Genomic DNA, 304 nt, shown 5'->3' on the forward strand with positions numbered 1-304 from the left:
GGCATCGAGCTGAAGCAGCGTCGGGGCTCCGCCTACTATGAGGTCGATCTGGAGAAGGGCCGGACTGAAGTCGAGGTGAAGATCGATGCGGCGACCGGCAAGACGCTCAAAGTAACCAAGGAGACGGATGACGACGATGACGATCACAAGTACGACGAAAAGCGGTTGATCGGCGCTGCGCAAGCAGCCGCTGCAGCGCAGAAGCATACGGGCGGCAAGGTGATCGAGGTCAGTCTGGACCATGAAGGCGGCCGGGCGATCTACGAGGTCGAGCTCCGCACGGACCGCGGCGAGACTGACGTCG

Annotated in this window: 1 protein-coding gene; it reads left to right on the forward strand. The window is 62.2% G+C overall.

Annotation, left to right across the window (positions count from 1 at the left end):
- A partial coding sequence (locus PA598K_RS35000) for a PepSY domain-containing protein (RefSeq protein WP_185602431.1) occupies window positions 1-304 on the forward strand: 304 nt, incomplete at both ends.

Origin of the sequence: Paenibacillus sp. 598K (genome assembly GCF_003851045.1) — a bacterium.
Classification (GTDB): domain Bacteria; phylum Bacillota; class Bacilli; order Paenibacillales; family Paenibacillaceae; genus Paenibacillus_D.